16 protein-coding genes and 1 pseudogene are annotated in these 18,736 nt (G+C 61.8%); 7 read left to right on the top strand and 10 right to left on the bottom strand.

Translation table 11 applies throughout. The annotated features are described in order from the left end of the window. Positions 1-72 precede the first annotated feature (72 nt). A complete protein-coding gene (locus tag AB4850_RS26830; protein WP_414442479.1) occupies positions 73-648 on the top strand; it encodes a hypothetical protein in 576 nt (191 codons plus the stop codon). Between the two features lie 190 nt (positions 649-838). After that, positions 839-1,936, top strand: a complete 1,098-nt coding sequence (locus AB4850_RS26825; protein WP_414442478.1) for an HNH endonuclease — start codon at positions 839-841, stop codon at positions 1,934-1,936. Between the two features lie 233 nt (positions 1,937-2,169). Here the strand turns inward: AB4850_RS26825 and AB4850_RS26820 are convergent, their stop codons facing one another. The 6 genes from AB4850_RS26820 to AB4850_RS26795 form a co-directional block, all read right to left on the bottom strand. Beyond that, positions 2,170-4,518 (bottom strand): hypothetical protein, encoded by a 2,349-nt coding sequence (locus AB4850_RS26820; protein ID WP_414442477.1) that lies wholly within the window; start codon positions 4,516-4,518, stop codon positions 2,170-2,172. Continuing rightward, positions 4,515-5,273 (bottom strand): PP2C family serine/threonine-protein phosphatase, encoded by a 759-nt coding sequence (locus AB4850_RS26815; protein WP_414442476.1) that lies wholly within the window; start codon positions 5,271-5,273, stop codon positions 4,515-4,517. Before AB4850_RS26815 ends, AB4850_RS26820 begins: the two co-directional genes overlap by 4 nt. Further along, positions 5,263-5,940, bottom strand: a complete 678-nt coding sequence (locus AB4850_RS26810) for a vWA domain-containing protein (RefSeq protein WP_171466764.1) — start codon at positions 5,938-5,940, stop codon at positions 5,263-5,265. The genes AB4850_RS26815 and AB4850_RS26810 overlap by 11 nt, the downstream gene beginning before the upstream one ends. 179 nt (positions 5,941-6,119) lie before the next feature. Then, entirely contained in the window at positions 6,120-7,037 is a 918-nt protein-coding gene (locus AB4850_RS26805; protein WP_414442475.1) for a hypothetical protein, read from the bottom strand. 57 nt (positions 7,038-7,094) lie between these two features. Then, positions 7,095-7,667: a hypothetical protein gene (locus AB4850_RS26800; protein WP_414442474.1), complete on the bottom strand. Its 573-nt coding sequence runs from the start codon at positions 7,665-7,667 to the stop codon at positions 7,095-7,097. A gap of 276 nt (positions 7,668-7,943) precedes the next feature. Next, positions 7,944-8,726: a hypothetical protein gene (locus AB4850_RS26795; RefSeq protein ID WP_414442473.1), complete on the bottom strand. Its 783-nt coding sequence runs from the start codon at positions 8,724-8,726 to the stop codon at positions 7,944-7,946. Here AB4850_RS26795 and AB4850_RS26790 point away from each other — a divergent pair. Further along, positions 8,725-9,836 (top strand): IS3 family transposase gene (locus AB4850_RS26790; RefSeq protein WP_414442472.1). Its coding sequence is split into 2 segments (ribosomal slippage): positions 8,725-8,983 and positions 8,983-9,836, totalling 1,113 coding nucleotides; the frame shifts between segments, so codons are not numbered across the junction. The two genes, AB4850_RS26795 and AB4850_RS26790, sit on opposite strands and share 2 nt — an antisense overlap. A 17-nt stretch (positions 9,837-9,853) precedes the next feature. Here AB4850_RS26790 and AB4850_RS26785 read toward each other — a convergent pair. Further along, a pseudogene (locus tag AB4850_RS26785) lies at positions 9,854-9,976 on the bottom strand (PAAR domain-containing protein); the annotation flags it as partial. Positions 9,977-10,379: 403 nt separating this feature from the next. On the opposite strand from AB4850_RS26785, the gene AB4850_RS26780 reads away from it, so the two are divergent. Then, entirely contained in the window at positions 10,380-10,508 is a 129-nt protein-coding gene (locus tag AB4850_RS26780) for a hypothetical protein (protein ID WP_257819202.1), read from the top strand. 188 nt (positions 10,509-10,696) lie between these two features. Here the strand turns inward: AB4850_RS26780 and AB4850_RS26775 are convergent, their stop codons facing one another. Further along, positions 10,697-11,095 (bottom strand): hypothetical protein, encoded by a 399-nt coding sequence (locus AB4850_RS26775; protein ID WP_414442471.1) that lies wholly within the window; start codon positions 11,093-11,095, stop codon positions 10,697-10,699. A gap of 530 nt (positions 11,096-11,625) precedes the next feature. Next, entirely contained in the window at positions 11,626-12,444 is an 819-nt protein-coding gene (locus tag AB4850_RS26770; protein WP_414442470.1) for an FkbM family methyltransferase, read from the bottom strand. Between the two features lie 556 nt (positions 12,445-13,000). Here AB4850_RS26770 and AB4850_RS26765 point away from each other — a divergent pair. From AB4850_RS26765 to AB4850_RS26755, 3 genes are all read left to right on the top strand, one after another. After that, a complete protein-coding gene (locus AB4850_RS26765; protein ID WP_414442469.1) occupies positions 13,001-15,445 on the top strand; it encodes a YjbH domain-containing protein in 2,445 nt (814 codons plus the stop codon). 93 nt (positions 15,446-15,538) lie between these two features. Next, a complete protein-coding gene (locus tag AB4850_RS26760) occupies positions 15,539-16,270 on the top strand; it encodes a carboxypeptidase regulatory-like domain-containing protein (RefSeq protein WP_414442468.1) in 732 nt (243 codons plus the stop codon). Between the two features lie 571 nt (positions 16,271-16,841). Further along, complete coding sequence (locus tag AB4850_RS26755; protein WP_414442467.1) at positions 16,842-17,900, top strand: sugar transferase; 1,059 nt, start codon at positions 16,842-16,844, stop codon at positions 17,898-17,900. 204 nt (positions 17,901-18,104) lie between these two features. Here AB4850_RS26755 and AB4850_RS26750 read toward each other — a convergent pair whose 3' ends face one another. Further along, positions 18,105-18,518, bottom strand: coding sequence for a hypothetical protein (locus tag AB4850_RS26750; RefSeq protein WP_414442466.1), 414 nt, complete (start codon positions 18,516-18,518; stop codon positions 18,105-18,107). Between the last annotated feature and the right edge of the window lie 218 nt (positions 18,519-18,736).

Below are 18,736 nucleotides of genomic sequence, written 5' to 3'. Positions count from 1 at the left end.
GCGCGCGACCGCCACCTCTGAATTAAGGGTGGCGGCCCTCTTTCGGTTGATCGCAGTTTTAATTAAAATTATATGAGTGATTTTGAGGAATCAAATAAAAAGAACGCCTTATTCAGGTCGGAACGATTCTTTCAATTGATTGGAATGTTCTGCGTTCATTTTGAACAAATTTGTTACGAAATGGAAGAGTGTGCCGCACACATTCTAAAGATTAACGGTTTGGCCAATGATAAGTTTGGAAAAATAGTTCTTTCAAACCTTACGGCTGACCCGTTGCAGCGAATGCTTCGCGCATTGCTTACTGAACACCTCAGAGACAAGGGGTACGACCAGGTCTTGCATGTCACCTTCCGCGGCTTTGAAGATCTCACAAAGATAAGAAATAGCCTGATTCACGGAAAATGGACTACCCCTATCGATGATGAAAATTGGCGCTCTCGGCCTGCCTATGTTTTCAGTAGGAAGTTAAAGACTAGCAAAAATGGAGAAGATTCCGAATACCTAAAATATACCGAGAAGGATTTTTTGAGGCACATAGAAAATTGCAAAATAATCGAGAAGAAAATATCTTATTTGTATTTTCTTTGTGCCTTCCCTGAGAAAATAGGTAATTATTTTAATTCGTCAACTGGTAAATTAGTCATCTAAAGTGTGAGGCCAAAGTAGGCGATGCTTTTCGCTTTCGTCTGGACCTTCGCGCGCCCAGATTAGAGCCTGTTATGCACTTTCAAAATATTGGGCAAGACACGCTGTTCGGGGCTCGCGTTGGTCTCTGGAAAAAGAAATTGGAGATCTGGTTTTTGTGTGGTGCGACAAGTGACGTGATTTAGGGAAAACGATGGCGCTATTTATTCAGAAACCAATATTTTGGAATACGCAAAACTACGTTGTGCCATCCGGGGCTCACGCAACCAGCGGCTACCCAAAGGAGATGGGGTACGGCCACGAAGAGTGGAATAATTCCCCTCGGATGCTGCTCACGGAGGGCAAGGATCGCTATCGCGTGTTCCACACTGAGGGATTAGGTGCCGCACCGCTAGATGAAAATGCGGGTCAAACATTTGTCTTTATGACTGTGTCGCATGACGGCATCCAACAACTCGTTGGCATCGCTGGCAACGCTATCGGGCTTAGCGACGACAAGTATAGGGCGCAGCGCGAGCGACTTGCCGAAAAGCTGCGTTTGCATGATCTTTGGAAGGACGCATGGGCTGTCCCGAATGTTCGAAAGCAGTTTGATGGCGATAAAAAATCCTTCTTGGAAGGGTGGGAAAGCGACGTTCATTGGATTCCCAATTGGGTATGTCCCGACGAGTTTTTTTGGTGGCTTGAAAAACCCGTGACACTCGACGCACGCGCAATTACTGGAAATGGAAAATTTCTGGGCATGTTTGGCAGCTACACCAACCTAGATTTGCCCGTCGTTGGCCGACTTTTGGACGCAGTGCCCAAAGCGCAGCGGCATGAAAAATGGACTCTATTGGCAGACGCCATGATGTCCGCCCCGGACGAGTCGCTGGCTGTGTCCGAAATGGTCGACGGAGCTGAGTCGGTTACTTCCGCCATCGCAAAAATCAATGCCCGTCGTGGGCAGGGGCGATTTCGCGAGAGCCTCATGCGCATTTGGGGGGAGGCTTGCGCCGTCTCGGGGATCGGGTGCCGCGAAGTGCTCCGAGCCTCTCATGTGAAGCCCTGGGCGGTTTCGACGGACAAGCAGCGTTTGGATAGTCGGAATGGCCTTTTGCTTTCAGCAAATCTCGACGCATTGTTTGACAAGGGGCTGATCACCTTTGACGACAATGGGAAGATGCAGCTTTCGCCGCGTCTTGGTGCGAGCCATAGAGCAATGCTGGACGTGCCGTCGCCACTTCGCTTTATGCCTGAAGGGCTCGCGGGTTATTTGAAATATCATCGCGAAAAAGTTTTTCAACGGTAGATCAGTTGCGCGGGGCGGCATCTTATCCAAACCCGTTGGCCCCTGACGCCGACCCTTCTGGAAGGTCAAACCGCTTGAGCCAGGTCTCCGTGGCGACAGTCGTGTCGAGCAGTGGGGCGATGCTGTCGAGCGTTTCGTCTTGTCATGCGCGTCATCCGTAACGCCGAGCCGAAGATCCAGCTTCGCGGAGTTCTGGATTTTTGCACGGGGCGGCTGGGTGGTAGTTGACGCCATTACAAATCTCGACTCCCATAGCAGTCTGGAAAACGACGGCAGCTCCAAAAGTTTTTCCCTGCGTTGCGCCCTCTCCGAGCTGGCTTCACCACCATCGACGCATGGCAAAGCGGACAGAGCGGAGACGACGGGCTCCGCTGCGTTGATGTAGTTGCCGGGCCGCCCCTTGGGTTAGCGATCTGGATGAACGGATTCGACTGTGCCGCCGGCCGCTTCGGAATGGAGACTTCCACCGGTGCCGGCGACGGCACAGAGATGCCCAACTCTTGGCAATCACGCTTTGCCGCTTCGCGCGCTTCGATAGCCTCCCGAAGCGGAGGGAATGACAGTGGATTGGACGTCTTGAGCTTGGAGTGAGCCAGTTTGAGATTGGCCAACCCCGCGCGCAGCTTGTTTTGAAGCGAAACGCGTTGCGTTGCCCACGTTGCCCTGGTCGCGCTCTCAGCTTGGGCGTCGGAGGCGTCTCGTTGCGCGTTGTACCGGAACTTTGCTTCGTGCCCTTGGCGCCACGCAAGAAGTTTGGCCGTGTAGGCCTCTCCGAAACCGGGCACCGCCATGACTGCGCGGCGCGTGATGTCATTCGCGGTTTCGATGTTGAAAGAGGCCAAAGTCGCGGTTTTCGCGGGGCCTATGCCGGGTATCTTGGCGCGACGGATCAAGAATCCATCCAAGTACGCAGCCTTTTGGCGAGCTTCTCGAGAGTTGGCCATCTCCGCAAGCGCTCGCGGCAACTCGCGATCCAGCGCTTTGTGCTGGTCGACCCACATTTCCAGGTCGGCGCGAAGGTTCAACGCGTCGACGTACCCGATCCGCTTCAAATACTCTTGCGCGGCTTCGCCGACGTGGGCGTCAGCGGCCCGAAATGCCTGTTTCAGGGGCTCTTGGTCGATTTCCACGCCTTTGGCGTAGAACCAGACCATTGCACCTAAGCCCAGCCAGAACAAAAAGAGCTTGGGGAACGCAAGCAGACCCAAAACGACAGGGATGGCCCACATCGCGCGCATCATCCGCTGCTTGCGCAACTTCGCGGTCGCCTCCAAGGATTTGCTCGTCGGAGATCCGGAGCGCCCCGATTGGCTCGACTGCGTCGATGATGAAGTCGAGTTCGGCGTTGAAGTTGCGTTTGAGCTCGACGTCGCACCCACACCCGCGCCCGCACCGCCACTGGCCCCGGCGCTAGGGCCACCCGCTGCCCTGGTCGTGCCCGACGAATTGGCCGAGCTGGCCGAACCGAGCGAGGAGGGGATCAGGTCGTTCGGGCTCAGCAAAATAATCGCGCTGATTTCCGCCCATATCGCGTCAATGTCGAAATTGTCGGCTGCGGGCTGGGCCGACGCCGGATGCGCCGCTGCCGGGAACATGTCGATGCCCGATTGAGCGAGCAGTCGGCACCAAGGGCAATCGCCGGCAGATCGAGGAAAGTAATGGGCAGGGACGGTCGAGCATTGCCGAATGTCAGCTTCAAGCCCGGTCAGCAGGCTGACCCATTGAGCTGCCGTCGGCCGTTTTGCGGGATCGGTCCCAAATGCCGCCTCGAAAGCTGCTCCGATAGACGGAGGGAAGTCTTGGAGGCGAATCGAGCCGGGCGGCGGGACCGTGCGCGTCGCCGCCTTGCGAGCGACGGAAAATGCGAAACGGTTTTGCGCGATCGACTCGCCCAAGCTGAAATCCCCGTCGGAGCATCGTCCGGCATATGGATGCCGCCCCATCGCAAGCAATTGGAAGATGGCGACGGCCAATCCGAAATGGTCATGGGCCTTGGTTCGCTCGACCTCGCTGAGGCGAACGCCGTGCAGCTCAGGAGGGGTGAAATCCTCAGTGCCGACAATGCACCGGTGAAGGCGGCCTTGGGATCGAAACTGGAAGCTGTCCGCGTCGATCAGCGCGACGGTCGCGGTGCCGCTGACCAAGACGCCGGAGTGGTTGAAGTCCCCGATGACGCAGTCCATTTCGTGAACCGCCGCCACCGCGCGAGCCACGTTCCCGGCGGCGCGGACCAAAAAGCGGTAATCGACGTTGGGAAACTGGATCTTTCTGGACTTCGGCCCGTACAGCTCATGTATCGGCTTGCATTTGGAGACCAGCCGCATGACGAACCCAGCAAACCTACCAGACTCGTCCGTGGCGACTTCGAGAGGAAACGCCACGAGGCCGGTGCGCTTGTGCAGGCCGCCCCCGACCATGGCAAGCACCTTCGCTTCCCGAGGTCCGCGCAGGTCGGGCTTGTAGAGCTTTACCGCGTCGCCGGGACGTCCGTCGACGAAATAAACGTCTCCCTCGCCCCCGCGCCCCAACAGTTTTCCCAGGCGGGTCTTTTGGCCCGAAATCAGAACAACCGGCGAAGTCATCGGCGAGAAAGGAGAATGAGGGATTTGTCGTCGTCGGTGCGTTCGCAGATCCGCTCGCCGTCCAAATATTTTGCCAGCGCCGCGGACAGCGAAGCCAAGCGGCCAGGCTCCTTCGCTTGGTCGATCGGGCGGAGCATCGGCTCAAAAAAGCGAGGGGAGGGCGAGTTCGTCGCCTGGTCGAGAGCCAACGACTCGATGCCATCAGAAAACAGCGCGAAAGCGTCGTGCGCAGAGTCGATTTTGAGCGCTCGGAGTCGGACCACGGGATCGTCCGTCACGAAATAGGTGGTCGAGGCGAACTCGCCGTTTTCCGGGCCTGACAGCGTTTCCCACTGGCCGTCGCGCCGGGCGACAACGGCGCCGTCTCCAATATGGAGCACGAGCGCGCGGCTTCGATGAACGGCAAGAAGGACGAGGGTGGCGGCGAACTGCCGACGCTCGATGCCTCGCCCGGAAGACGCCCGGCCGAGCTGGTCGCGCAGCTCGTCGAGCCAAGCCATCGCCTGATTTTCATCGGGCAAGTCGGATCGGCTTGCCAGCCAGGCCCGGAACCGTTTGACCATGCCTCGGCAAACGAGCGACGCGCCTTGCCCGCCATGGCTGGCGCTGCCGGCTCCATCGGAAACCACCGCGCAAAGAGACTGCTCGGCGATCTGCGCGACGCTAAGCGCGTCTTGTTTGCGCGTCCCCTGCCGCAGGTGGGATGTGCCGATTCGCGAAGCCGAGGCCCATCGCCATTGCCCGTCAGCCCGCAACTGCCCACCCGTCCGGCGCGGTCGGGTTGGCCAGCGGCACCACGTCGCCGGGGCTCGAGCGGGAAACGGAGCCGAGGGACGCCGAGAGCCAGGAGAAGAACTCGGGGAACGCCAGCCCCTTAAGCTTCAAGGGCTGCCGCACCGCGATTTGGCCGAGCAGCGACATGTCCGCTTGCTCCACGCCCACAGCGTAGAACATGAACTCCTTGTTCTCTTCGCCCTTGTGGACAAGCTGCGCGGCCTCTTCCCAGCGATCCGTTGGCGCGCCGTCGGTGAAAAGAAAGACCCACGGGCGGTAGTATTTCACCCCATTGGCCCGATAGCGGTCTTTGCGCTCCCGCAGCAGCTGAAGGGCTTGGACAATGGCTTCGCCCATCGGGGTCGATCCGTTGGCCTCGTAGGCTTCCGGGAAGAAGCCGTCCATGGTGGCGAAATCATGGCGAACTGCGACGGGGCCGAACGTCACAATCGCCACCTCGACGCGCTTGGCGGCCATCGAATCCGCGTACAGCTCGTCTTTGAACTGGATCAATGCGTCGTTCAGTTGCTGGATCGGCGCGCCGCGCATTGACGCCGAGGTGTCCAGCAGGAGCACGCAGGGACAACGAGGCTCAGGATTTTCCAGCAATTCCGCGTCAACAAACGGTTGTTGTTCGAACTCGTCCAAATCTAATCTCCCCGATTTATCCAGGCCAAAACGCATTTTGACCATAGTATAAGAGCGCTTTATTCGCCCGGGAAGATAATCGCCGAAAGTTGCGCCGCACGTCCGAGGGAGCGCGGTGGAAAATTGTTTGCGGGATGCGCGGCAGAGTCATTTTGAAATGGGCGGGCGGCGATTGACCGCTATTCTCGTTGATCGCCGACGGTCTGCACTCGCCTCACGGCTCTGGCCCGAAGGGCAAGTTCTGGCTGAGAAAACTGAGGGTAGGTGTCGCAGACACGTATTTCCTCGGCGCTTTCGAACTTCCCAGCTCGATCGTCGGACGCGTCAATCAACCGGAGGGTGTTGTCGTAGTAGATTGCCGCTGAGGGGGCCGAGTTCAGCTCGTTGACGATTTCGCGCGCGTCGGTTTTCCGGGTTGCTCGCCAGTGCCGTGGCCAGTCAAGAACGTTGCCTTGGAACAATGGGCTATTGGCGTCCTTCAGGTGAATGTCGAACGGCACGAGATAGCGCGGCGGAACAACCTGGCTCATGAACGACCGAGTGAACGAGACCCCGATGAGCCGTTGAGAATGTTCCATGCGAGCTGCGTCGATTAGAGGCTGGCCTAGATAGATTCCTCGCTCCTGATCCAGAACGGCGTCGCCCAGCGCAAGCGCGCCCCGCAGCGGGAGCCCGATTTCCAGGCTTCGGCACATCAGCTCGTTGCAGGCGTCGAGCAGTCCGTCGCATGGCATCGGGTGATATTTCCATCCGTCGCTTGGCCCAGATGCTCGTTTTTCTCGCTCGGCCGGCGTCAAGTTTGCCGCGAATGGGAGCCGTGCTTCAGGGAAGTCCGTGTGAGTCCAGACGAGCAGCGAGTCGCTGGCGTAAGCCCCGTGGAGGCGGAAAAAAACGAAGGCGTCTCGATCGGCGGTCCAGTAGGCGCTCTCAGAAAATCCCATCTTGCCGAAAACTTGATGCACGCGCTCGTTTCTGTCGTCCACGATCTTAGTCAGCTCGCAATATTTTTCGAGCATGCCGTCCAGGCCAAGAGTCGAAAAGCGGGATTCGAATCCGAGGACGTCGAAGAAACATAGCGAGAAGCGATTTGGCTGCATCTGGATTTACCTCCATTTAGGTATTGGCAACACAAGCCTACAGCTTTGCATGCGCCCTCATTCAGGAATCTGGCTTTTGAAAACTTCGCTCAATCGATATTTTGCGAAGCGCGCCCTATCACCAATTTGCCTGGCGGCTTCGTGCGTTTGGTCTAGCACATGCTGAAGCTCGCTTGGAGTTTTCCCTTTTTCCGTTTGGTAAAGAAGGTTTTTGAAATTGCCCCAAAACATGTTCATCTGGCCGTAGAGCTCGTGGGCAGCTTCTGATGCGGCCGGAGCGTGAAAGTCGACAATCATCAACAGCTCGTCGGTTTTTTCGCAAAGCAAAAGATATTTTTTGTTGAACTCGTCGACGGGCATCGATGCCGTCCACATGATATTAAGCCCCGTCACCGAAAACTCTCTGGCGATTTGGCTGAGGATCTTGTGCGCAACGGCCAGATTGCTTAATGTTGCCTCTCGCTGGGCTGTTAGTGCGTCGTTCCTTGCTTTGTCTTGCGCAAGTTTGGCTTGGGTCTGATTGTTGAGCTTCTGATTTGCAGTTTGAGTGCGAGCGGTGATCAAGACGCCGAGAAGCGCTGGGATTGATCCAAGGAGGGCAGCGAGGGCTGTGATGTATGGTGCGATCATGTCGAGACAAAGACTTGGATGGATAACGCGAAATTAGCGGGCGGCTTTCGCCTTGCATGAGCACGACGAAAAACTTTTCGTCGCGCCGAGTGCAGTATATGTCGCCCGCTCCCAACGGTTTCGAAAGGGGCGTGGGGCGTCGAGGCTGTGCCGTGGATTGTTTGACTCAATCTCGTTTTCGATGTCTTTTGTTTGTTATACACCTGACGCACCTTTGCCAGGTGAAAAACCATCGGGCGCAAGCGCCCGAAAAACAGTGGAGCAAGCGCGCTCGCCTCATGCGACGAACGAGCCGACAATTGCTCCGGGCTTGCCCCGCTCGCCGAGCGGATGCGCCGCGATTTGCCACGATCCGTTCGGCGAAAGGCTGCACAAAAAGCAAACGGCGTTGAACGAATCGAGCCGTGCGAGCGGCCCGCTCGCGTCGACAAGATCAACGCGAACGAGGGCCGGCGGCGGCGCGTTCTGCGCTCGCGCTCCGTCAGCCGCGACGAGCTGGCAGCGAAAAGCCATCGAGACAAACGACGCTGATGCGCGGCTCTTTGACTGCCACTCAGCGCGTGCCACCAGCGATTTACGAAGGAGCCCTCCCGGCGCTTTCGCCACGGCGCGCAGCCAATCGAGGAGGGGAATGGGGGAGGCCTCGCGCTCCGGATCGTTCGGCAGGTCGTCGAAATCATCTGCGGCCGCGGCGGCCATCATTGAGTGCATGGAGGCGGCCAGGCTGGAAACGCGAGCGAGTTCGGCTTGGATTTGCGTGGCGTTTTGCTCCGCGCCTTCGGCCGACACGGTCAGGGCGGCAAGCAGGCGGCGCTCCAAACGATCAATTGCGGCAAGCATCTCCGCCGCAGTCTCACGAGTCGCCCGCGCCGCGTCGATCTCGCTCGCGAGCACGAACAGTGATGTCGTCGCCAGTTCGAGCGCTCGGTCGAGCGCGTCGATCGGGCCAGCGTTGGCCGGGAGCGACGAGACGAGCGCGTGCAGCTTGTTGACCTGCCCGGTGATTTTCGGACCAGTTGAAACTTGAGAGAATGGCTTCCAACGGAGAAAGGAAGTCATGAAGAAGAGCCGGTTCACCGAAGAGCAAATGGTCACGATCCTGCGCGAGGCAGACAAGGCGCCGGTCGCCGAGGTGTCGAAGAAGCACGGGATCAGCGAGCAGACGATCTATAACTGGCGTCAGCATTTCGGCGGGATGGACGCCGCTGATGTGAAGCGCCTGAAGCAGCTCGAGCAGGAAAACGCGCGACTGAAGAAGATGCTGGCCGAGCGCGATCTCGAACTTGATGTGATGAAGGAGATCAACGCAAAAAAATGGTGAGCGCGCCCGCTCGCCGTCAGCAGGTTGCCTACGCGAAAGCGCGTGGTCTGTCGGAGCGGCGAGCGTGCGCGCTGATGTCGGTCGGGAGGTCGACCCTGAATTACGAATCGAGGCTGGCTGGGCGTGATGCGCCGGTGCTGGCGGCGATGTGTGTTTTATCGGCACAATATCCGCGCTACGGTTACCGCCGCATCCAGATTTTTCTGGATCGGCAAGGCCATCCGATGAGCGCCGACCGGGCTTGGCGACTGTGGCGGCTCGCGGGCTTGCAAGTGCCTCGCAGACGCCCACGCCGGCGAGTATCAGTGCATCGCCCGCGGCCTCAGCCTGCCACGACGGCCCGGCACGTCTGGGCCTATGACTTTGTGTTCGATGCCTGCGCCAACGGCCAGCAGTTGAAGTGTCTGACCTTGATCGACGAATACACGCGCGAATGCCTGGCCATCGATGTGGCAGGGTCGATTCGCTCGGGGCGGGTGATCGAAGTGTTGTCACGGCTGGTCAGCTTGCACGGTGCGCCACGTTACCTGCGTTCGGACAATGGCCCGGAGTTCGTGTCACGCGCCATTCTGAAATGGGCTGCCCGGAACGGCATGGAGATGGCGTTGAGCGATCCCGGCAAGCCATGGCAAAACGGTACGGATGAAAGCTTCAACGGCAAGTTCAGAGACGAATGTCTGAGCCTGGAGCGGTTTCGGACACGGCTCGAGGCCAAGGTCGTCATTGAGCAATGGCGGCGTCACTACAATGGCATTCGGCCGCATTCGAGTCTGGCCTATCTGACGCCCAACGAGTTTAAGCAGCGATACTGTTCAACTGAAGCAATCGAGGCCGCTCCCCAAGATTGAATCGGTCCGAAGAAATCAGGCAGGTCAACCATGTCGCCAAGCCGAGCGATGTTCTTGCCGTCAATTTGATGGTCTGACGAGCAACTGAGCACTTTGCCGCCGTGGTCGGTTGTGTCGCCTTCTCGAATGAACGCGCTCATCGGGCTTTTCGAATTAGAAAACCGTCATGCTAACGCATTTGTATGATTAGAAATGGGCCGTGGAGAGGGTTTGATTTTGTTATAGGTTGAGATCGCGCTTGGGTTTAGATGGATGAGTCTGCTGAATAGGCGCAGTGGATGGAAAGCCGCGACGTTTGCGCGTCAGAGACGTTTGGCCGGCAGTGGGGTACGTACCGTTGTCGAGCTACGGCGGAAGCGCGAGGTAGCACAGCCGAATGTCAATGAATCTGCTATTTCTCTCTCGCCGAATCTGATGCAAACTAATCTCGGCAACTCGGCAATACCGCCGACGCGCTGCATCAATTTAGATCGACCGGCCGCCACGATTTGCATGGCGGCTCACTGATCTGAAATCGCACGCCAATCGAAAGGAAAATGAAACATGACGACTATCAATCCTGGCCCGAAGCCCAAACGAGAGGATGGCAAAGACGACCGGAGACACCACGTGAATCCTCCGACCAAGCCGAAACATCCCACGCTGCCGATTCACGACCCCAAGAAGAAGTGACCAAATGGGTGATCAGAATGCGGATCATGCGTTTCCCGTCCGCTCACAGCCACCTTCGGGTGGCTTTTTTACGAATTGTCGTCCGGGAGATCCAGCGATTTGATCGCGGTCATGGATCAGCGCCCGCGCTGAATTGTCGGCTGAGCCACATGATCAACGCTGACCAGCGCTTGCGTTGCAATCTGAGGTCAAGAGGGGGAGAACCGCTCCACTTGAACAATGATGGTTTTGTCCAGCTTTCGTCGGTCGATCGAAAATTCCCGCTCGCCCAACCAAATGCTGTGCTTGGACGGCCCGGAAATTATTGCGTCGACTGGCGCTTCGATTTTTAAAACCACGCCGCCATGTCCCACGTTGTTTAGTCCGCTCGCAAACATTTTGGCCGTTGCATAAGCATCGGTCCATGCGGTGCCGATATTCCCGCTTTCGAATCGATTCAGATTCTCTCCGCGATAGAGCGTTTTTGGTGGACCGTTGTAGCGTGGCAGCCAGGTCCAGAGAACGTCGGCAATCAAGTCGTCATCCGCGAGAAGCTCTCGAATATAGTGGTGCGAGGTGTGCCATTGGGTGTGGAATTGCGTCGCCATTTCTTTGCTTTCCGGGGCGCTCTCTGCCAGGTGTCGGAATAGCGCTCGCCATGCGACTCGATTCGTCTCAACGCATTGCGGTGCGAGCAAAGACGTGTACTTGACGCCATCGAGTAGGCTCTTCAAAAGGGGCAGGTGCTCGTTCGACATCTGGCGCGGTTTCTCGTTCGGCGCAGCTAGCTCACATCCAAGGGGGACAAGAGGGGGACTGTGGCGCGGCCGCGACGCTTTTCCCATTGCCCAGCATGGCTCAGAAAGTCGCCCGAAGATACTGCTGCATCATGGGCGTATGGTTCGCGGTTACGTCGGTGGGTTGCGTGCTCATTTGACAGGCTGAAGTGGCTTTGGTCGTGGAGTTTACCAGCAGGGGGCGGTGACGGTTCGCGGGGCAGGCCGTTTGGCAGAGGGTAAAACGGCCACCGGGCGCGGCCCGGGCGGCGGGGCTTGCGGCATATCAGTAACCGGCGTCGATCCTGGCCGGCGAAGCGCGCCGGCACCACGCTTCACACGCCGCCCGCCAACCCTGCGGCTCAACCCGCCGCGTCCCGGCAAAACGCAAACATCGGGCTGGTGTGATGGTGATCCTCCCCCGGCTCCACGCTCACATCCACGAGTTCCAGCCCGTAGTCCGACTTGCGCAGATACGCCCGATATCCATACGGATGCGTCGCCTTCAACCGCTCCGCGAATTCGTGCCGCAACTCACCATACAACTCGGCGATGACGACCCGCGGCGGACACTGCGCAAGCGTGTCGGCCGCGCCGGTCAGCGCATCGACCTCCGCCCCCTCGATGTCGAGCTTCCAGATGTCGAAGGCGCCGTGTTCGGCGCGCAGCGCGTCGATGGTGGTGGTCGGCACGTCGATCTTGCGATGGGTGTCGCCGAAGATGTACGGGAACAGCGCCAGCACTTCGTCCTTCAGGCTCGAGCCCTGGTTGTGCGCGAGCGACACGGTCATGGTGGCCGAACCGGGCGCCGACGACACGGCCTGCGGCACGGCCACCACGCGATCGGCCGGCAGGGTGGCGAGCCGGGTAAACAACTCGGGGATTGGCTCGGCGGCGATCACGCGGCGCGCGCCGGTGTCGAGCAGTTCGAGCGCGGTCACGCCGATGTTCGCGCCGGCGTCGAGCACCTGGTCGCCGGCCTGCACGAAGCGCTGGAACAGTGCGCGATCGACGTCGCCCTGCGGGTAGCGAATCTTCAACAGCAACGACGCGGCGTAGTAGCGCTCGTGCCGGTTCGCCAGATCGAACGTGATCGGGATGCCGCCGATCTCGAAGCCCACCTTCCCGCTGTCGCGGATGCTGCCTTCGATTTCCGTATACAGCATCGCTTGCGTCGACATGGCCCGGCCTTCCGTCTGATAAGTGGGCAAGCATTATGCCGCACGCCCATCGCCGCTCCGGCGCGCCAACCGGCCGCTCGCGCACGATGTCACCCGCCCACCCGTAACGCCCGCGCCGAACGTCACGTAACCGGAACATCCCCGCCCGCCGCGCACCTTCGCGCTTGTCCCCGTTTTCGCAATCCCTCGCCGTCCGACCCTCTTTCGGAAACGAATAATTTCAGCATTGACGATTTGTAAGCAATCTTCCGATTTTGGAACGCTTCTTGCTGCGTTGCAGCGTCGCGTGTGTGGCTGGGGGATGGACGCCGCAGCGACGGTCTGACAGCAGGACTGCGGCGACGCCAGGCGCGGTACGGCCGGTGCGGTGCAGCGCGAATGTCGTCCACGTCCGGGTGCCGGGCGTGGTTCACCGGGTATCGAGCCAGATTCCCTTGCAGCCGTCCATCGGATGCAGGGCGGACGCGTGCGATTTGCCGCCGCGCCGGGGGGGGGCTCGATGGCGGAGAGCGGGGGGCGGCGAAGCGGCGATCACACGTCAACGATAGCGACAACAATGACCTACAAAAATCGAAAGAAGCGGGCCGGCAGCGGCCTTGGGGTATTCGCGCTGGGTGCGATCCAGGCGTTCGCGGCGAGCGCCGCGACGGCGGCGGAGCCGGCGTTGTCGGCGCTGGGGCCGAGCGGCGGGCTGGTGATCCCGTACGGCTTCACGCTGCCGCAAGGCATGTTCGAAGGGCAATACAACGATTACATCGACCCGCGTTTCGGCCGCACGGCCACGAAGTCGGACGTCGCGTGGGCGGGCATCGGCATCCTGCCGTACGTCGAGGTGACGGGCGGCCTGGTGAACTACACCGGCAACGTGCGGCCGGTGTTCCCGGGTGCCGAGTCGATCGTGGTACGCCACCTGATGGCGAACCTCAAGGTGGCGGTGCCGAAGTTCTTCCGCTATCAGCCGGACATCGCGTTCGGCATCAACGACATCGGCGGCCAGACGCATTTCTTTCGCGCGAAATACGGCGTGATCTCGCAGGCGCTCGGCCCGGCGACGTTCACGGTGGGCTACGGCAGCGGCGACCGGCTCGACGGCGCGTTCGGCGGCGCGGAGCTGAGCGTGTTCCACACGGGCCTGTCGCTGCTGGTCGAACACGATTCGCAGACCCCCTATGCGGGCATCCGCTATCACTCGCCGGCCATCCGCTGGATGGCCGACGCGAGCGTGGTCGCCACGCTGATGCGCTCGCTGAAGCAGACCCGCGGCGTGGCCGAACGCACGGCGTTCTCGGTCGGCATCCAGATTCCGCTCGGCAAGCGCTTCGACGCTGTCCATTGCGCGAGCGCGTTGTGCGATGCGCAGCAGGCCGCGGCCACGAACGCCGCCGCGAACGCCGCGATGACGGACACCGCGACGATGGACACCGAACCGCGTGCCGCAGCGGGCGCAACCTCGGGCCTGGACGCCCGCCCGGCCTCGGCAAACACCGCCACGCCACTCCTGCTGCCGGCCATCGCATGGTCTGCGCTGCACCCCGCGCCGACGGGCGAGATGGATGCGCGCGCAACGATGCAGCGGGTCGGCGCGATCGTGCCGGTGGCGAGCGGGCCGACTTCGCTCGACGCGATCGTCGATGCGCTGTCCGAGGCCGGGCTCGAACGCGGCCGCGCGGGCATCGTCGGCCACGATCTGGTGGTCGAATACGAAAACCACCGCTACAACCAGAACGAAGCCGACGCGCTCGGCATCGCGCTCGGCATCGCGGCGCGCCACGCGGGCGGCGAGATCGACACGATCCGCGTGGTGATCCGCAAGGCGGGCGCGGCGATGGCCGAGGTGAGCGTGGATCGCGGCGCGTACGCGGCGTTCCTCGCGGGCGGCGCGCCGACCACGGCGAGCGCGTCGCTCGCGATGCGCATGCGTCCGACCTACGATTCGGCCAGCGTCGACTGGTCGGGCAAGACGGGCCGCCACAGCTACGTGCGCTTCGAGATCGCGCCGGTCACGAACTACCTGTACGGCACCGATTACGGCAACTTCGATTACTCGGTCGGCGCGCAACTGCGCGCGTTCGTGCCGCTCTGGCGCGGCGCGGAGTTCTACGCGAGCGCGATCGCGCCGCTCGCCAACAGCCGCAACATGGACAACGGCCGCTTCTACAGCGCCTACCGCCTGCGCGGCGGCATCGCCGACGCCGCGCTCGCGCAGAGCTTCTGGATCGCGCCGCGCGTGCTGAACGTCACGTCGGCGGGCAAGTTCGATCTGCAATACCTCGGCGTCGAGAACGAGACGACGGCGTTCGTGCCGGGCCGGCCCGACGTGGTGCGCCTGAAGCTGGCCTACCTGCGTCGCGAGCCGGGCAAGGACGCGCTGCCGGACGTCAGGAACGCCTCGCTGACCTATCGCTGGGTGCAGCCGGCCTGGAAGCTGTGGATCGAGGCGGGCGTGGCGCGCTACGTGGGCGGCGACAAGGGGCCGCTGGTGGTGGCGACGCGCTGGTTCGACGACGTCGCGTTCAGCTTCCAGGCGCAGCACAGCGGCCACGGCTCGTTCATCGGGGCGTCGGTCAGCCTGCCGCTCACGCCGCGCCAGGGCATGAAGCCGGGCCTCGTCGAGGTGGCCGGCACCTCGCAGTTCGATCTGAATTTCCGTACGCGCGTGGGCTCGACCAACTACCTGGCGGCCGACGGCACGCAGAGCCTCGATTTCGGCTACGACACGCAACAGTTGCTGCTCAATCAGGGCCGCTTCAGCGCGGGCTATTTCTCGACGCAGCTCTACCGCATGCGCGATGCCTACGAACGCTACGCCGCGCCCGATGCGGCGGCCACGCGCAAGACGCCGGTCGCCGCACCGCAGACGCAGACGCAGACGCAGACGCAGACGCAGACGACACCCGCGCAGGACCCGCTGCTGGCCCTCGTCGCCGTCGCGAACGCAACCCACGCCATCAACGCCGCAAGCGCAACGACGACGACCCCCGCCGCCGCGCCGCAACCCTGAAACCACACGAGCCGCGTGCGGCGCGAACCGTCATCCCGACGTTTCGCCCGCCCGTGGTCGGCACGACGATTCACGAGAACACGGAGAACCACGATGAAGACACGCGTTACGAAACTGCGCGCCGCGCAGTGGATGGGGCCGGGCGTCGTTGCGATGGCCTTGATGACCGCTTGCGGCGGCGGCGGGGATAGCGGTGGAGGCGGGCCGGTCACGACCTCCACCACGGCCTCGGGCAAGATCAGCGGCACCGCGGCGGTGGGCGCGGCGATGGCGAACGCATCGATCACGGTGGCCTGCGTGCAGGGCACCGGTGCGAGCACGGCCACGTCCGCCGGCGCGTTCACGGTGAGCTTCGCGTTCTCCGGGCCGTGCTCGATCACGGGCAGCACGGGCACGGCCACGCTGCACTCGCTCGCGAACGGCAGCGGCACGTTCAACGTGACGCCGCTGACCGAACTGATGCTCGTCTACCTGGCGGCCGAACTGGGCACCGATCTGAACGGCCTGCTCGGCGGCCTCGCGTCGAACACGGCCTATCAGAGCGCGGTGGTCAACAGCGGCAACCTGAGCGCCGCGCAGGGCGGCGTGGCGACGGTGCTGAAGTCGATGTTCAACATCACGCTGTCGACCTCGGCGTTCCTGACGACGGCGTTTACGCCGGGCCAGCCGGGCGCCGACGCCGATCTCGATGCGTTGCAGGCGGCCGGCGCGTTCACCAGCGCCGGCACGCCGTCGGCGGCGCTGCTGGCGGCGGTGGCCGCGGCCGGCACGGCGGCCAACCGCCCGACCGGCGGCACGGGCGGCAGCACCAGCGGTACGCCCTGAACCGCTGGCTCGGCTGACGGCCGCGATGGATCGCGGCCAGCGCCCGGGCGGCGCTGGCCGCTTCAAGTTGTCATTTTGCGCAATCGTTTGCGAGTTTTTCGACAATGTCTTTTATGTTGCGCCGATCTTTCTTCATATCACTTCAATCGTTACGTAACGATTCGCGGCGCATTCGTAACGTTACGACACGTTTCAGATTCGAAACGCCCAGCCGGCTTCATCCAAGTTCCCATCTCAACTCGTTAAGGTATTGATCAGAAAAGGTTTGGCGATTCCGGTGACGTGCATCGGCAAAATTCTTTCCAATGGCATGTTTCATGCTTGATACACCGCCAGCCAATCGCTGCATCGCAACATGGTCGTCGCATGCAAGGTTTGGCGGCGAGACCACGCGGGCAGACCGATCCAGCAGGCCAATCAAGCAGGACTGCGAAAGATTGTTGCGGACCGTCAAGCGCGGCCGCGGCGTGGCCGACGGCGCGCGAGACAGCGCCGTCGGCCACGCGAAATGCCGAAAAGACAAGAAATCCTGAACAACCGAAAACGAATCATTTTTTGAACGGGGTGAGTGATGAGAGGCCTGATCTGGCGCCTGGTCGACGGCACGTTGATCATCGTGGGCGCGCTATGCGCACTGCATTTCGAGCTGATGCCGCCGTCGGCGGCGGCCAGCTCCGGTTTCGACGGCCTGCTGGTGGCGTTCGCCGTCGCGCTTGCCCTGTCGGTGTTCCCGGCGTGCGACACCGACAGCCTGACGAGCGTGCGCTCGGTGCTCAACCTGATCAGCCGTACCGTCATCGCCTGGCTGTTCGTGCAGGCCTGCGGCTTCCTGCTGCTGTTCGTGCTGCATCGCCTGCATCTGGTCTCGCGCCTGTGGTTCCTCTACTGGACCATCACGAGCGGCCTCGGGATGCTGATCGCGCGCACCTTCGCGCTGACCGTGCTGCGCACGCTGTGGCGTTTCGTCGGCCGCGCGCACGAGCTGGCCGCGCAGGCCGATTCGCGGCTCGCCACGCATCTCGCGCGCCGCACGTTCAAGCGCGGCTTCGATACGGCGCTGGTGATCCCGATGCTGGTGGCGCTGGCGCCCGTGTTTTTGATCCTCGTGCTGCTGGTGCGTCGCGACGGCGGCCCGGCGTTCTATGGCCACCTGCGCGTGGGACGCGATGGCCGCCGTTTCCATTGCCTGAAATTTCGCACGATGGTGACCGACAGCGACGCCGTGCTGCGCGAACTGCTCGCGCGCGATCCGGCGGCGCGCGCCGAATGGGACCGCGATTTCAAGCTCAAGAACGACGTGCGGATCACGCGGGTCGGGCAGTTCCTGCGCCGCACCAGCCTCGACGAGTTGCCGCAGTTGTGGAACGTGCTGCGCGGCGAGATGAGCCTGGTCGGCCCGCGCCCGGTGGTCGAGAAGGAACTGGAGCGCTATGGCCACGAGGTTCGCTACTACCTGATGGCCAAGCCCGGCATCACGGGCCTGTGGCAGGTCAGCGGGCGCAGCGACGTGGATTACGCGAAGCGCGTGTCGCTCGACGTGTCGTACGTGAAGCAGTGGTCGCCGATGCTCGACTGCGGAATCCTGCTGCGCACGGTCGGCGTAGTGATGCGGCGCGAAGGGGCGTATTGAACTGAACGTATCGGGCGGCTTGTCACGCGGCGTGTTGAGCGGCGTATCGGCGCGGCGTGTCGAGTCGTTATCGAGCCGGTATTGAGCCGCTTGTTGGGCCACGTACTGAGCCACGTATCGAACCACGTATGAGCCGCATATCGAGCCGATATTGCGCGGCGCCCGCCGGGCGGCCGCGCATCTAGGCAAGCGGTAGGTAAGGGATCAGCGCGCGGGCGCGCTGCCGCCGTAAGCGGACGACGCGCTCCAGCCGTCGTAGCGATACGGGTTGGCGGCGTCGTCGCTGGCGGCGGCAGCGGGCTTGGCGCGATAGCGCGCGAGCTTGGCGCGGCTGCCGCGCGTGTCGGCCGCGCCTGGCGCGAGACCGGCCCGGCCGGGCGCGCGATAGGCGCGCGGCAGCGAGGCGCCGAGCGGCGCGGCGGCGCCCGAGGCAGCGCGCGTGGCGGCCGGCTTCGGCAGCATCGCGCCGGTCTGGTTCGGCGGCAGGTAACGCGGCGGCTGCGACTGCGATTGCAACGCGCCGCCTGCGGTTTGCGCGTGAGCGGCGAAGCTCGCCGGCAAGCCGGCGGCGGCGAACACGAGGGCGGCGGCCGGCACGGCCAGGAGGCTTGGCTTCATTCGGTGGGCAGCAACGAGGGTAGAGGTTTCGCGGGGACGCCGGTACGCCATCGCAGCGGGCCGGTTCGACGATGAACAAACGGTGCAACCGGACGATCGGGCGATCGGCCCGAGCGCGCCGACAACCAGGCCAGACACCATGTTAGACACGGCAACGGGAAAGCGAACGATAGCACTGCTGTCACGAATGGAGAAAGCGCTTCGGCGCGAGTCCCGAT

The organism is Burkholderia sp. 22PA0106 (genome assembly GCF_047497155.1).
GTDB lineage: Bacteria > Pseudomonadota > Gammaproteobacteria > Burkholderiales > Burkholderiaceae > Burkholderia.
Note: the sequence above shows the minus strand (reverse complement) of the source record. Positions and strands in the feature narration are given on the sequence as shown.

Excerpts from the sequence above, each read along its gene's own strand:
- AB4850_RS26830 (WP_414442479.1), top strand. The coding sequence starts at position 73 with ATGAGTGATTTTGAGGAATCAAATAAAAAGAACGCCTTATTCAGGTCG.
- AB4850_RS26825 (WP_414442478.1), top strand. The coding sequence starts at position 839 with ATGGCGCTATTTATTCAGAAACCAATATTTTGGAATACGCAAAACTAC.
- AB4850_RS26820 (WP_414442477.1), bottom strand. The coding sequence starts at position 4,518 with ATGACTTCGCCGGTTGTTCTGATTTCGGGCCAAAAGACCCGCCTGGGA.
- AB4850_RS26805 (WP_414442475.1), bottom strand. The coding sequence starts at position 7,037 with ATGCAGCCAAATCGCTTCTCGCTATGTTTCTTCGACGTCCTCGGATTC.
- AB4850_RS26800 (WP_414442474.1), bottom strand. The coding sequence starts at position 7,667 with ATGATCGCACCATACATCACAGCCCTCGCTGCCCTCCTTGGATCAATC.
- AB4850_RS26795 (WP_414442473.1), bottom strand. The coding sequence starts at position 8,726 with ATGACTTCCTTTCTCCGTTGGAAGCCATTCTCTCAAGTTTCAACTGGT.
- AB4850_RS26780 (WP_257819202.1), top strand. The coding sequence starts at position 10,380 with ATGACGACTATCAATCCTGGCCCGAAGCCCAAACGAGAGGATGGCAAA.
- AB4850_RS26775 (WP_414442471.1), bottom strand. The coding sequence starts at position 11,095 with ATGGCGACGCAATTCCACACCCAATGGCACACCTCGCACCACTATATT.
- AB4850_RS26770 (WP_414442470.1), bottom strand. The coding sequence starts at position 12,444 with ATGTCGACGCAAGCGATGCTGTATACGGAAATCGAAGGCAGCATCCGC.
- AB4850_RS26765 (WP_414442469.1), top strand. The coding sequence starts at position 13,001 with ATGACCTACAAAAATCGAAAGAAGCGGGCCGGCAGCGGCCTTGGGGTA.
- AB4850_RS26760 (WP_414442468.1), top strand. The coding sequence starts at position 15,539 with ATGAAGACACGCGTTACGAAACTGCGCGCCGCGCAGTGGATGGGGCCG.
- AB4850_RS26755 (WP_414442467.1), top strand. The coding sequence starts at position 16,842 with ATGAGAGGCCTGATCTGGCGCCTGGTCGACGGCACGTTGATCATCGTG.
- AB4850_RS26750 (WP_414442466.1), bottom strand. The coding sequence starts at position 18,518 with ATGAAGCCAAGCCTCCTGGCCGTGCCGGCCGCCGCCCTCGTGTTCGCC.